A 15,835-nucleotide genomic window follows, 5' to 3' on the forward strand; every position below is an offset into this window, starting at 1 on the left:
TCGCCTTTTTCTATGTCCTTTTTCGAACACACGTTCTTTCAAAATGATATACTAAAAAAAGTAAATCATCATTAAACAAGATGCTCTGATACAATGAATTCAATTGGAGGGATTAACTATGAAACTATTACATACCGCTGACTGGCACATTGGCCGGACCCTCAACGGATATTCACTTTTAAATGAGCAAAAACATGCCTTTGAACAAATTTTAACGATTGCTAGAGACGAGCAAGTAGATGGAATCGTCATTGCTGGGGATATTTATGACCGGGCAGTGCCCAATCCCGAAGCAGTTACTGCTTTAACCGATATGCTCAAAAAAATGAATTTAGAAAATCATTTCCCTATCTATGCCATTTCTGGTAACCATGATAGTGCTACTCGCCTGAGTTCTGGTCGTGAATGGATGGAATATACTAATTTTCATTTGAATACCTTCTTAGAAGAAACTTTCACTCCGATTGAATTAGATACCGTTCAAATTTTTATGTTGCCTTTTTTCGACCCTTTAGACGCCAGAGTTTACTATCACCATCAAGGACTTGACGATGAAAAGGTTAAAAATATCGTTACAATTAATGATGCTATGAATCTTATTATCAAAGACATAATTAAAAAGTTTGATCCTAACAAACGACATATTTTAATTACCCACTTCTCTGTGACTCCTAATAAAGATAAGGAAATTGACCTAACCAGTGAAACAACCTCAAAAGTAGGTGGATTGGCAACCTTAACTACCGAACAGTTTAAAGATTTTGATTACGTAATGATGGGCCATATTCATACTCGCTTTGCCTCACCCAATAAAAACATTCGATATTCTGGCAGTCCCGTTAAATTCAACATTAAAGAAGCCCGTGTCAAAGGACAATCTAAGGGGGTCGATATCGTTAACATCGATGATGAAATTACCCGCGACTTTAAACCCATCACTCCAAAGACTGACCTAATAGTATTAGAGGAAAATTGGGATACTCTTTGTGACCAAAATTTTTATACAAAACAACCAGTAAAAGAGGCCTGGTTCGCTATCACAGTTAAAGACTTTGATCGTAGCGAACATGTACAATTGAATACTCGCTCTGAGCTAGAACAAATCTACGGTACTGTTGTTGAACTGAATTATGAAAGTAACTCTACCAGTCTGAGTCAACAAGATTTCACGACTGACATTACTGATCTAAGCCCAGAAAAAACAGTTTCAGAGTTCTTTCAAACAATCATGCAAGAACAACCGTCACACCAACAAAAACAACTTATTGAAACTATCTTCAATGAAGTAGAGAGAGATAACAAATGAAACCCGTTTACTTAGAAATGACCTATTTTGGTCCCCACGAACATTCCATTATTGATTTCCGCAAGCTAGAAGAATCGGCCATTTTCCTGATTGGTGGTGATACTGGTGCCGGAAAATCAACCATTTTCGATGCAATGACCTTCGCACTATTTGCCAGTACGACAAATAGTGACCGTGATGCAAAAGAATTACGTAGCCAATTTGCTCCTAATGATAAAGCCACCAAAGTTATCTTTTACTTCGAACAAAATGGCAAGATTTATAAAGTTGAAAGAACCCCTGAACAACTACTTCAAAAAAAGCGTGGTACAGGTCTAAAAATATCAAAATCAACCGCTAATTTATCCATAGTTGATGATATTAACGGCGTAGAATTGGAAAGTATTGCGACTTTACCTAGGGATGTTGGTAGTGAAATTGATAACATTTTGAAGCTGAAAGTTGATCAATTTAAAAAGATTATTTTACTACCACAAAATGATTTTTCTGAATTCTTAAAATCTTCAACCAATGATAAAGAAGCTATTCTGAAAAAGATCTTTGGTACTCAAATTTTTACAGACTTTACCAGCAGACTAAAAGCACGTTTTGACAAAGCCAATGAAACTAATGCCACTTATACGCAAGAGTTAAATAGTCAATTTAATTCAACTATTTGGACTGAGCAAGAGCAACTTGAATTAAAAGCTGCGCCTGACGAACAAAGGTTTTCTGTCTTGGAAAATATTGTAAAAGAACGCCACAATATTCTGCTTTCAACCCAAACAGAAGAAAATAAAATCAATGATTCTTGGAAAATAGCTAATACAAATTATTTAAACGCCCAGAATATTCAAAAGTTATTCGATGACCTAACTACTAATAAACGTAAATATCAAACCCAAATTGTCTCAAAGTCTGACATGATTATTCAGAAAAAAGAACATGTTACTGAATTGGAATGGGCCAAACCTTTAAGTGAAGTTATTCGTGACTTGGAAAAAGCAAAAACTGAGAGATTAAAGATTTCTCAAAATAAAGCCGATATCTCGAAATCTTTACAGACCGTCAAAACTAAATTTAATCAGGCAAAAACAAATTTAGATAAATTGAATGCCCAAAAAGATCTTTTTGATCAAAAAGACAAAGAATCCCAAGAATTGGTCATATTGATCAACAACGTTCATCATTCTGAAGAACTCATCCAAAACTTGCTTAATCTAAAACCAAAATTACACAATGCTGAAATATCCGTTCAGGAAAAGATTAATGAAATATCTGTTTTACAACAACAAATTGATGAAAAAAATAAAAATATTGTTTCTGTAGAGACACTTCAAAACAATAAGGACAAGTTAATCAGCGAACGTGATGAGTATCTTGATAGACTTACGCCACTAGTAAATAATCAAATAACTCTCAATAAAGATTTATCAAGAATTCAGAATAACCTAAATACACTAAATGATGAATTCAAAATCAAATCTAATCAATTAAACACCGCTCAAGTAGACTATGAAGCCAAGAAAAGAAACCGTCAATCTTTGATGATAGCGCAATTACGAAAAGAGCTTGTCGATGATAGGCCTTGTCCAGTTTGTGGTTCCATTGAACACCCCTATGCAGCAACGATCGTTGACGCCGATGAGGAACAACTTCGCAAGTCAATTGAAGACGTAGACCAATCTCAAAAAGATTTTGCGGCCGCTAATAATTCTGTTCAAATAGTTTCTGATAATATTGACCAAACAACCAAAGAATTAAGACAAAAGCAACAAGAATTATCTGAGGCCGATCAAAGATTAATCGAAACATATCAAACTGTTCTGAATGATTCCTCAATCGAATTACCAAAGAATTTTTCCTTAAAGGATGTTAAACAATCATTCAAAACAGCAACGGAGAACCTTGACGAAGAAATAGCTCAGGCTCAAAAAATAATTCAAACTATTAAAAAATTGGAAGAACAGTTAACCGACAGCAAGACCAAGTTGAATCAAAATAAATTAGAACTAAGCAACATCAAGTCAAAACGAGAAACTTGGTCAACCGATCTAGCTAAATATCAGGCAGAAATTCCTGATCTGAAAGTAACTAGTCTTGAATTGCAAACAACAAAAGAGGAATTAGAATCAGCTGTCGAGTCTTATCAAAAGGAACTTAAACTTGCAGAGAACCTACTTCATGCTAACGAAATAGATTTAAAACAAATCCAAACACAACTAGAAGATATTGAAAAGCAACTTAGTCAACACAATGAAATAATTGCTAGTCTAACTGCCCAAACAAATGATGCCCTAAATTCAAGCACTGCTAAAACAAATAACTTTGATATCTTAAAACAATGGATCACAGAACTTGAACATGATAAGTTGTCTGATTTCAAAGACGATATTGCCAGTTATAATAAGGAAAAAGAACTCCTTTCAACAGCAATCGAACAGCTTGAGACCAATCTGACAGGTAAAGAAAAGCCAAACCTAATGGTTCTAAAAGAAACCCTTGACGAACTTCAAAATCAAAGAACAGCGGCAATCAAAGCCTCAACCAGTGCCACTAATGCCTTTGATGATGCAGAAAAGATTCAACAACGGGTTCTCTCTATTGTCAAAAAGCAAGGCTCCTTCAAGGAAGAATTCAATGCTATTGCCAGCCTTTATAACGTTATCAATGGTAAAGGCAACGTCAATTCCAAATTGAAATTAGAAACATTTGTTGTTCAAAATTACCTACAGCAAGTTTTGAAATACGCTAATGAACATTTCTTAAATTTGCTTTCAGGCGGTCGTTATACCTTCGTTCTTGCCAGTGATGCTTCTGATATGCGTACCGATCATGGTTTAGATATTAACGTCTTTGATGGGGATACCGGTTTTGTTCGTTCATCAAAAACTCTATCTGGTGGTGAGACCTTTATTGCTGCTCTATCAATTGCCCTTTCACTTAGTGAGGTTGTTCAGTCTTCTTCAAACGGTGTCAAAATTGATGCCTTATTCATTGACGAAGGATTCGGATCACTTGATGATGAAACGCTTGATAAAGCTATGGAAGCCTTGGAGCGAATTGGTCAAAATCGTATGGTCGGTGTAATCAGTCACGTCGAGTCAATGAAAAATACGATAGGCCAACAATTGCTTATTAAAAAGCTTGGCAATGGACACAGTCGTGTTGAATTAATTAATAAATAATCCTCAATTAAATCTTTGGAATAAAAAAAGCTGATCTAGCAACTATTAAAATAGTCGCCAGATCAGCTTTTTTATAATGGATTAACGCTAATAAAACGTTTTTCTAACACTTTTAAAATTGCATTGGCAGTATCAAGAGATGTATACAATGGTACTGAATTTAGTACTGCATTCTGACGAATAATATACCCATCTGAATGATGACTCCTGCTCTCGCCCAAGGTATTGATCAACAGTTGAATCTTGTTGTGACCCAAATAATAAATAATATCCTCTTTGGCTTGTCCCACCTCAGGTACTACCTTGGCTTTAATACCACAATCGTTTAAATATTGTGCTGTTCCTTTAGTAGCCAAAACTTGGAAACCAACATCATGGAATCGTTTTGCTAAACCACAGGCTTCTTTTTTATCATTATCATTCACGGTAATTAATACATTACCTGCATCTTTAATATGTTGATTAGTAGCCTCAAAAGCTTTATATAATGCCTCTGTATAATCAATGCCTGATCCCATGACCTCACCAGTTGATTTCATTTCTGGTCCCAAGGCACTATCAACATCTTTCAATTTATTGAAGGAGAAAGTAGGCGCCTTAACATGAATCAAACGTGATTCCGGTTCTAGCCCTGGCTCTAATCCCAATGTTTCAAAATCAGCTCCTAATATTAACTTAGTGGCAATTCTTGCCATTTGAATACTTGTGACTTTACTCAAATATGGCACAGTTCGGCTTGCACGCGGATTTACTTCGATGACATAGGCTTGATTTTCATGAATTACAAATTGAATATTCATGATACCGATACACTTCAGTTCCTTAGCTAACAATTTAGCATAATTCACAATTTGGTTTTGTACCTCATCAGAAATATTTTGTGGTGGATAAACCGCCATCGAATCTCCAGAATGAACTCCGGATCTTTCAATATGTTCAATAATTCCTGGCAACAAAACATCCTTACCATCACTGAGGGCATCAATCTCACATTCTCTTCCAGTTAAGTAAGTATCAATCAAAACTGGATGATCATTTGAAACATGTACGGCTTCATGCATATACTTATCTAACTCTTGATCAGATCTCACTATTTCCATAGCACGTCCACCTAGAACATAGCTAGGACGAATCAAAACTGGATAACCAATTTTATGAGCTACATCTAAAGCACCCTTTTGGGAAGTTGCCGTTCCACCAGTCGGTTGAGGAATATTCAGTTTCTTGATTATTTGATCAAATAAATCTCGATCCTCCGCCCTATTAATATCTTCTACTTGTGTACCAAGAATTCTGATACCATTTTCTTTTAGCGGCTCAGCTAAATTAACTGACGTTTGTCCACCGAATTGGACAATGGCACCTACTGGTTGTTCTAAGTCACAAACATTTAGAACATCTTCCAAAGTTAAAGGTTCAAAGTATAATTTATCGGCAACCGAATAGTCTGTTGAAACTGTCTCAGGATTATTATTAATAACGATTGCCTTATATCCCATCTGTTGAACGGCTCTGACACAATGAACAGTTGAATAATCAAACTCAATTCCCTGACCAATTCTAATCGGCCCAGAACCAAGAATCAAAACTGCTTTGTCATACATTCGTTGTGATTCATTTTCTGTTTCATAAGTACTATAAAAGTATGGTGCCTCAGCTTCAAATTCACCTGCACATGTATCAACCATTTTATAAGTAGGTAAAATATCACTTTGTTTTCGAAAATGACGAATAATATCTTCATCCAAATTATTCAAACGCGCAATAGTCTTATCAGAATAGCCTAATCTTTTAGCCTCATAGACAATATTTTTGTCTAAAGTTCCTTCGGTCAAAACTTTTTCATAATCAACAATATTTTTTATTTTCGCCAAGAAATAGGGATTTATAGCAGTTAATTGATTAATAGTTTCAAACGAAACATCCCTTCTCAATAGTTCAGCAATATAAAACAGACGGTCATCAGTAGGATTTTGAACATATTCTTTCAAACTCTCTAATGATTGTTCAGCCAACGAATCCATTATCAAATCTTGTTGATCAATTTCTAACGAATGAACGGCTTTTTGAAGGGCTTCTTCGATATTTCTACCTAATGCCATTACCTCACCAGTGGCCTTCATTTGTGTACCAATCGTTCTATCAGCTTTGGAAAACTTATCAAATGGCCAACGAGGAATCTTACAAACTACGTAATCCAGTGCTGGTTCAAATTGAGCAAAAGTTTTCTCCGTAATTGGATTAACGATTTCATCCAGAGTTAAACCAACCGCAATTTTGGCCGCAATTTTGGCTATCGGATAACCAGTTGCTTTAGAAGCTAAAGCTGAGGAACGACTAACACGGGGATTTACTTCAATGATGTAGTAATTGCTAGTTTTTGTATCAATGGCCAATTGTACATTGCAGCCACCTTCGATTTTTAATGCTCGAATAATTTTCAAAGAAACATCACGTAACTTCTGTACTTCTGGGTCCGTCAAAGTTTGGATTGGTGACACAACAATAGAATCACCAGTATGAATTCCAACTGGATCAACGTTTTCCATATTACAAACAGCTAAAGCATTATCGGCACTATCACGCATTACTTCAAATTCAATTTCTTTAAAACCTGCAATACTCTGCTCGATCAAGACCTCGGTTGATGGCGACGCTTTGAGACCACGTTCAACAATTTCTTCTAATTCTTCATAATCATGAGCAACTCCACCACCGGTTCCACCCATAGTAAACGCTGGACGAATGATAACAGGAAAACCAATGTCATCAACAAATTTTTTGGCATCTTTATAAGTATAAGACGATTTAGAGGCTGGCACGGGTTCATGAAGTTGTTTCATTAGTTCTTTGAATTCTTCTCTATCTTCAGCTTCATTGATGGTAGCCAACTTAGTTCCAATAATTTCAATTCCTAGTTGATCCAAAATCCCAGCTTTTTGCAGTTGAACAGCCATGTTTAGGCCTGTTTGTCCACCAAGTGTTGGGATAATCGCATCAGGGTGCTCTTTAACTAAAACCTTTTCCACAAACTCTAATGTGATTGGTTCAATATAAACTTTATCAGCAATGTGCTTGTCAGTCATGATAGTCGCTGGATTGGAGTTAATCAAGACTGTTTCATAACCTTCTTCTTTTAGTGCTAAACATGCTTGTGTCCCAGAATAATCAAACTCAGCAGCCTGACCAATAATAATTGGACCAGAACCAATAATCATAATTTTTTTAATATCTGTTCTTTTTGGCAATTTATTTTCCCCCAACTATTTATTAATCATGTCCCAAAATTTGTTAAATAAGAAATCAGCATCATGTGGTCCTGGCTTAGCATCTGGATGAAATTGAACAGAAAAAGCATTATATTTTTTATGCTCAACTCCTTCGACAGTTCCGTCGGTTAACTCGATTTGAGTAACCTTTAATTCAGTCGGTTTAACTGATTCTTCATTCACAGCATACCCATGGTTTTGTGATGTAAAATAAATTCGACCCGTTGATAGATCTTTAACCGGATGATTAAATCCACGATGCCCAAACTTCATCTTGAATGTACTTGCACCATTGGCTAGACACAGCAATTGATGACCCATACAGATTCCAAAGAGTGGATATTTTTTTTCTAATTCTACGATCGTTGGTAAAACATCAGTATGTCTTGTAGGATCTCCAGGTCCATTGCTCAAAAGTATTCCGTCAGGGTTTAGTTTTTCAATTTCTTCTAATGACGTATTTCCAGGTACAACCGTCACCTTTAAACAACGTTTTGTTAATTCCGAAACGATGCTTTCTTTATAGCCAAAATCCAAAACAACGACATGTTTGCCGCTGCCTTCATAAGTAGTTGGTTTGGGGGTAATACTTTTTTGTAACTGGTGATCGTCTAATTGCCAAGTACTGAGTTGGTCAATTAAACCTGAGTCTAAATCGTCGACAATTGCTGCCTTCAAAGAGCCAGCTCTTCTAATTTTTAGAGTAATTGCACGTGTATCAATTCGTCGGATACCGGGGACATTTTCTTGCTTTAAGAATTCATCGATTGTCATTTCACTTTGATAATTTCCTGTGACATCGGTTATTTCTCGGGCTAATACGCCCATAATGGTAGGCCTTTGTGATTCATTAAATTTTTTAGCAACACCATAATTACCGATCATTGGTGCACAGAAATTAATAATTTGTCCATTGTATGATTGATCAGTAATTGCTTCTTGATATCCGCTCATCCCTGTTGTAAAAACAAGTTCACCGATTGTTTCTGTGTCGCTGCCAAAAGCCGTACCTTCAAAGTATGTTCCATCTTCAAAAACTAGGTATCTTTTCATATTTGTCCTCCGAATTGATAAAAATTTGGTACATAAAAAGGGATGCCGATAAGCATCCCTAAAGTTTTTGTCTTAGACGATTGATTTAGACTGAACCTTCGGGACCTCTCTGGATCTCATTAAAAATTCAAATTTCAAAACTTTTCACCAGTACGCTTAACTCAGAGAGTCCTCTCTGTAGTGCTTTCGCTTTCAAGACCTCACTGGGTCCCATTAAAAGTTATTGTTCCTATAATACAAACAAGCTAGTGAATAGTCAATACGTTTATTAGAATATTTCTAATAAAACGAATACATATATTAAATTAATTTAAGCAAATTAGATATGTAGCAATAAAAAACTTTCCTTGCCAGCAGACAAAGAAAGTTTTTGTTTTAGAGTTTAATACCCTATTTGTTTACCTTCTAAGCCTCACTGGACTTATTTAAAAGTTGTTGTACATATCATACAAAGGACTCAATGATTCGTCAATAGGATTATTGTTTAAAAATATGCTCACGATGATATCGTAAATAATTTTTATTAGGAGAATATTCTTTATTCATGTATATCTTTCTACTTTTATATTTATCTAATAATTGATTAATCTCTGGATTTGATGACGCCGTATCCGAAACAATGATATGTCCTTGATCGGTAAATGTAAAATATCCCTTTGTAAAAGCTTCAGAGAATAATTTTGATAAGCAAATACCATTGCGGGCATCCAAACGAGTATTCTTATCATCGTCCCAAGGAACAATTCTCGTAGCAATCAATTCAGATTCATCCTGGTTTGCTACAAGTACTGATTTATAATGATTATTAAATTTTACTTTATCAGAGAAAAATTTATTTACTGCATTAAAAGTAGATATTCCTTTGACTTCATCGTTGATAAAATATGATTCCATTTTTTCTGCTTGATAACACTTTACAGCAATCGACTCCTCTTCAGGAGACAACTCAGGCTCATCAGGTACCATATTTTTCTGCCGCTCAAGTAAACCAACAAAGTCAGCCTTAGAGATTTGGGTGATACCATTCATGTTGAAGAAATTCGACCACTTTCCTTTGAATTTTCTAAATTTCCAATCAAAAGTTCGTAAGTTTTGTTTCATTAAATGATGTGAGAACAAATAAGGGTTTTTGATAGTAACCAAGTTACTACCAGTTTCGGGGTCTTCACCAGCTACTTCACCGAACTCACCTGCACCATACAAATAAAACTCATTACCCCATTCGGACGCACTCCCAGATCTTCGATAAATGAATAGATCGCCAGTTGTTATTTGTTTATTACTTTTATTTTGGTAACTATAAAATTTAAAATCGACATCATTGTGTTCAGCACTAGAACTGGAGTCAACTATAAAATAATTAGTTTCCGAGTTATTTAATTGTTTATTATATTGATACATAATATATTCCTTAAATGTTTTTTATTAGTATAACTTAACACATACTAATTTGAAGAATCATCACCAACAATCGATATGTCCTTCTTCTGATATACTGGCCTTATTAGATTAATTTTGACGGAGATGGCTATATGAATAAAATTAAAACATTTGCTAAAACGAGATTTAACTATGAATACTGAACACGAAATTAATCAAGGAATTCATTTTGGCTTTATAGATAACACCACACAATCATTATCTCCCTATCAACCAGCATTGGTAACTAATCACAATGGATCTGTACTCGAAACTTTAGAAGAGGAACTGCATAACTCCAAATCATTCACCATCGCCGTTGCTTTTGTAACTTTGGGCGGTTTGCTGGATTTAAAGAGTACTCTAGCTGATCTCGCTAAACATGGAGTACATGGCAGGCTTATTACTTCAACCTACCTCAATTTTAACAATCCTAATGTTTTTGATGACTTATTGCGAATTCCAAATCTTGATGTTCGAATTTTAAATAAAGAAGGATTTCATACAAAAGCCTATTATTTTGATCATGAAGATTATAAGAGCATCTTGATTGGAAGCTCTAACTTGACACAAAATGCTTTGAAAAAAAATTTTGAATGGAATCTCCGCATAACTTCAACTGAACGTGGAGAGATAGTTTGCAACATCAAAAATGAATTAGACAATCTTTGGAAACAAGCAACTCCACTAAACACTTCATGGATAAATGATTACCGCCAAACTTGGCAACCAAATTTACCAATATCACAGCCCAAAGTAAAAACTAATAATCTGGGAAAAATAATCCCTAACGAAATGCAAGAATCAGCTCTGAATGCTTTAAAACATCTACGCGATGAAGAACACGCTAAAAAAGGCTTAGTGGTTGCAGCAACTGGTACCGGAAAAACCTATTTAGCTGCCTTTGATGTTCAACAATTTAAACCAAAACGTTTATTATTTGTTGTTCATCGTGAACAAATCTTACGTAAGGCTATGTCTAGCTTCAAAGAAATATTGGGTGGTCCCGATAGCGATTACGGAATTCTTAGTGGTAATCAAAAAGAATTTAACGCTCGTTATCTTTTTGCAACAGTTAATATGGTTTCTAAAAAATCAATTTGTGAACAATTAGGGGCAAACGCATTTGATTATATTATTATCGATGAGGCCCATCGTGTTGGTCAAAACCAAGCAGGTACAAGAGAATCAATGTACCAAAGATTAATGAATTTTTATACACCTCAATTCATGCTTGGAATGACGGCCACTCCTGAACGAACTGATGGAACTAATGTCTATGAATACTTTGATTACCATTTAGCCTATGAAATTTCATTATTAGATTCATTGGACCACGATTTACTTACACCTTTTCATTATATTGGTGTTACAGATTATGAAAGAAATGGTGAGATTATAGACGATAAAACCAGTCTTAAACACCTTATATCCAACGAACGTGTCGACTATATAATCGATAAAACTCACTACTACGGTCCACAAGATGTTCATGGTTTAATTTTCGTTAGTCGAATAGCTGAAGGATACGAATTAGCTATTAAACTCACAAATAGAGGAATCAATGCTCAATTTGTTTCGGCCGAAGATACAGTTGAGGCACGTGAAAAAGCCGTTCGTCAATTAACCGATGGCAAACTAAAATATATCATCACGGTCGATATATTCAATGAAGGTGTGGACATTCCCATTCTCAACCAAATTGTAATGATGCGCCCTACAAAATCCAGTATTATCTTTCTACAACAATTGGGACGTGGCTTACGTAAATTTAAAAACAAAGAATATGTCACAATTTTAGATTTCATTGGTAATTACGATGAAAATTACATGATTCCAATGGCATTTGACCGTTCCCATACTAGTAGTAAAGAAAAAATCCGTAAACAAATCATCAGTCCCAGCATATCTGGAGTTTCAACCATCCACTTTGAAGAGGTAGCACGCAAAAGAATTCTCGATTCCGTCTCCAGAGTACGCTTAAATGACATGAAGCAATTTAAAAATTCTTATCAAAATCTTAAAAACAAAATTGGTCGTCGCACTCCTATGTTATTAGACTTTGCAAAGATGGGAAATATTAATGTCGTTGATATTATTCATAAATTTGGAACTGTGTACGATATGCAACTTAAATTTGAAAATAACTTTCCAACCCTGCTTAATAAAGAACAATATTCATTTTTGAGTTTTATTTCTGCAGAGATCACTATATCGCAACGACCACTAGAAGCTTGGATCTTGAAGCAGATGTTACACAAAGGCGGTTTATCAGATAAGGAAATTCTTTCTGACCTTAACTCTCAAAATATTTTTTGCGATAACGAAACTTTGGACAGTTCAAGTTCAGTATTGGATTTGAGCTACTTTTCAAAAGTCAAACTCAAGAAGTATGGTGACGTTGCATTAATCAATCGAACTAATGGAATATGGAAGTTTACTGCTGAATTTCAAGCAATACTACACTCCCCAATATTCAAAAGATACTTTATCGATGCACTTGAAGCAAATCTATGGAGATTACACCAAAATCCAACAATATATAGTTCTCGATTTACTATTGGTGAAAAATATTATCGTTCAGACGTCATCAAAATGTTAAATTGGAAAAATGAGCCTAACTATTTAAGTATCGGTGGTTATAGTCTAAGACAAGATGGACGATTTCTTCCTGTTTTTATATCTTTAAAGAAGACTGAAAAGTTTCAGAATAAAATGGTATATAAGAACACATTTTTTGATCGTTCAACATTACCATGGTTTTCTAAAAGTGGGAGATCAACATCCAGTGCTACCGAACATCAGATTCTTGAGCATAAGGGCTTTGGGATGATCCAGTTATTTGTAAGGAAATCTACTGACGATAAGCTTGAGGGTACTGACTTCTATTATCTTGGATCTGCGAAGATAATAGGTGCTAAAGATATTATTGAAAAAAATGTTAATGGTAAACCAACAAAATTAGTTGATTTTACACTTCGTTTAGAGCATGAGATAGATCTTGGACTATATCGTGTTTTGACGGAATAACAGTCTATAATCCCCCCAAAAAACAAAAACCAGTTGGGAGATAATTTCAGAATAGTATAAAACTGCGACTTATATGTAGAACATAAATATAGCTTTTTCCGCTTAAATAAATAGGCCCCTAGTAATCAAAGTTCGATTACTAGGGGCCTATTTGTCTTAATGTTTGAACGTTGAACATGTTTTGTTCACTCTATTTTTACATCCAATTCAAAGCCCTTCATTACCCGTAGTATCAGCTTTCAATTCCAAGTTTTTTCTAATCAAATCGGTAATACGTTGTAATTCTTTTTGATCAGCAACCTCAAATTGTTGGCCTTTAACAGACTTAGTTGTGGCAGCAATATGTGTATCATCAACATATTCAGTAAAATGTTTATAGTTTTTAATAATTGTCGTTAAATCATCAAAGGTTATATCCGTCTGGATTTCATCTGTCAAAGTCTTAATGAAATCTTGATTCATCAATGCCTGAATCGAAGTACTCTTATGCATTATGGCAGCCAATACCTCTCCTTGACGAGAAACATGAGCATAGTATTCATTTGTGCTAGAGTCCGTTTCTTTTGAATAGGCTAACGCTTTGGTCCCATCCATATGAGTTTTTACACCCTTTTGGAATTCATATCCATAACTATTGAAACTGGCTGTCGGTTTAATATCAATACCACCAACCTTATCAATAACTTTTTTCATACCATTGATATTAATCAAAGCATAGTAATCAACTGGAACATTTAATAGTTTCTGAACCGTTTCAATACTTGCTTTGGCCTGACCATGTTCAAAAGCTTCACTCGCTTGTGCTGGATCATTATATCCTGGAATCTTTACTGCTAAATCATGTGGAATACTAGTAATAGTAGTCTTTTCAGTATGAGGATTGATTGTAAGTAACATCATTGTATCGGTTTTTCCAGAATAAGAACTATCAAAATCACTGGCACTAGTCCCCATCAGCAGAATGGAAATTGGTTTTTTATTCTTAATTAAATAATTAGTATCCCGACTGTTAGGTACTTGGGCTGAATCAAATGAATTATCAATTGAACCTTTGACCTCACGATATCGAATTAATCCAAATCCCAGTCCCACCATCAATATCAAAGCAACCACTGATAACAAAGTATTTCTCAAGATATGTTTTTTACTTATATGTTTCATATTCTTTACTCCCTTTGCCATTGATCATTGATTTGAAATCATCAATAATTTTTACTTTAAATATTATTAATAACACTACATAGAGAATAATTCCCAGAGCAATCTCTACAATCAACATCTTCCAAGTTCCGGGCAACACTCTATCTAATTCAAAGATGGTTTCAAACATCAAACCACCAGCAATTAAATACTTAGGTAAATCCCAAAATAATTTTTTATATTGAATTTGTTTCCTAACTGAAAACAATTGATAACAAGTGATTGCTAGTTCGGCCAAAACTGTTGAGGTCGTTGCTCCAACTGCACCCCATTTTAAAATCAAAGGGATATTGAATAAGATATTAACCACCGCCCCAATCACAATTGAAATCGTGTAGGTTTTCATTTGTTTGGTGGGAATAAGATATTGGATTCCCAATACATTACTCCAAGCAATCAACATGATGACAACTGATTCTATCAACATAATTGGAATTACTGGTAAAAAACTTTTCGTAAAAAATAAAGTTACAAACTTAGCCGTTACTGCCATCAAACCCATCATAATTGGAATCGCTATTGCGGTTACAAATTGAAAACTCTGATACAAATAATATTTAGTTTTTTCAACTTGCCCTTTAGAAAATGCACTAGCTACATGTGGCAACATCACCGTCCCAGTAGCCGTAACAATCGCTAAAGCCATTTTGACCATCTTATCTGATTGATCAAAATACCCAGTGGCTTCAACTGATACCATTATTCCTAACATAGTTTTATTTAAAACCCCGTAGACTTGTGTTGCCACTTGTGGCAGAAATAAAACTAATGATGGTTTTATATGCTTTTTCATCGACAATTCATGAAGATCTATTTTGACCAAATACTTTTTCAAACTTGGAAACATGATCAAATTTCCCAACAACATCGACATTGATAGTATCAAGATGTATAAATTCAAGTCATGATATGACTTAACGAAAATAAAGATACTGATTAATGTGATTAGTTTAATCAAGATATTTCTGGCAACTGTCACAAAGAAGTCTTCTAAGCCCATGAAAAACCAGGAAATATCAAAGGCAGCTGCTATTAAAGAAACTGATTGTGCTAAATAATAAATTTGATAGCTATCATTAATAACCAAGAAAATTGCAAAGGTCAAATACGATAAAACAATGGTGATCAATCTCATAAAAAATATTTCAAAGAATGTTTTCGTCAATTTCTTAGGATCATTTCTAACGAAAGCTACTTGCCGATTGCCATACAGATCAACACCGATACTGCCAAATACAATAAAATACTGCATGATCGAATTGGTATAGGAGTTAATTCCTACTCCTGTTGGACCAAGCACCCGCGCTAGATAAGGAATTGTCACTAAAGGAACCAGCAGAACAAAAATTTGGTAAAAAGCGTTATACAGGTAGTTTTTGATTATCTTCATA

The 15,835-nt window shown here is 34.8% G+C and carries 8 protein-coding genes; 3 read left to right on the forward strand and 5 right to left on the reverse strand.

The genetic code is table 11. The annotated features are described in order from the left end of the window. Window positions 1-118 precede the first annotated feature (118 nt). The gene (locus CBP76_RS02235) at window positions 119-1,306 is read left to right on the forward strand and encodes an exonuclease SbcCD subunit D (RefSeq protein ID WP_102195306.1); all 1,188 of its coding nucleotides are present in this window, start codon (window positions 119-121) and stop codon (window positions 1,304-1,306) included. After that, on the forward strand, window positions 1,303-4,473 hold the full coding sequence (locus CBP76_RS02240) for an SbcC/MukB-like Walker B domain-containing protein (RefSeq protein ID WP_102195307.1): 3,171 nt from the start codon (window positions 1,303-1,305) through the stop codon (window positions 4,471-4,473). Before CBP76_RS02235 ends, CBP76_RS02240 begins: the two co-directional genes overlap by 4 nt. 71 nt (window positions 4,474-4,544) lie before the next feature. Here the strand turns inward: CBP76_RS02240 and carB are convergent, their stop codons facing one another. From carB to CBP76_RS02255, 3 genes are all read right to left on the reverse strand, one after another. Further along, window positions 4,545-7,721, reverse strand: a complete 3,177-nt coding sequence (carB, locus tag CBP76_RS02245; protein WP_102195308.1) for a carbamoyl-phosphate synthase large subunit — start codon at window positions 7,719-7,721, stop codon at window positions 4,545-4,547. Between the two features lie 15 nt (window positions 7,722-7,736). Next, window positions 7,737-8,795 (reverse strand): carbamoyl phosphate synthase small subunit, encoded by a 1,059-nt coding sequence (locus CBP76_RS02250; RefSeq protein ID WP_102195309.1) that lies wholly within the window; start codon window positions 8,793-8,795, stop codon window positions 7,737-7,739. Window positions 8,796-9,272: 477 nt separating this feature from the next. Continuing rightward, complete coding sequence (locus tag CBP76_RS02255) at window positions 9,273-10,196, reverse strand: HNH endonuclease (RefSeq protein WP_102195310.1); 924 nt, start codon at window positions 10,194-10,196, stop codon at window positions 9,273-9,275. Window positions 10,197-10,367: 171 nt separating this feature from the next. On the opposite strand from CBP76_RS02255, the gene CBP76_RS02260 reads away from it, so the two are divergent. Further along, window positions 10,368-13,244: a DEAD/DEAH box helicase gene (locus tag CBP76_RS02260; protein WP_102195311.1), complete on the forward strand. Its 2,877-nt coding sequence runs from the start codon at window positions 10,368-10,370 to the stop codon at window positions 13,242-13,244. 207 nt (window positions 13,245-13,451) lie between these two features. On the opposite strand, the gene CBP76_RS02265 is transcribed toward CBP76_RS02260, so the two are convergent. Next, window positions 13,452-14,405, reverse strand: a complete 954-nt coding sequence (locus CBP76_RS02265; RefSeq protein ID WP_166667154.1) for an LCP family protein — start codon at window positions 14,403-14,405, stop codon at window positions 13,452-13,454. Then, window positions 14,389-15,834 carry a flippase gene (locus tag CBP76_RS02270; RefSeq protein WP_102195313.1) on the reverse strand — a complete coding sequence of 482 codons (1,446 nt, stop codon included), beginning with the start codon at window positions 15,832-15,834 and terminating at the stop codon, window positions 14,389-14,391. The genes CBP76_RS02265 and CBP76_RS02270 overlap by 17 nt, the downstream gene beginning before the upstream one ends. Window position 15,835: the final 1 nt, after the last annotated feature.

Origin of the sequence: Companilactobacillus nuruki (assembly GCF_002872255.1) — a bacterium.
Taxonomy (GTDB): Bacteria; Bacillota; Bacilli; order Lactobacillales; family Lactobacillaceae; genus Companilactobacillus; species Companilactobacillus nuruki.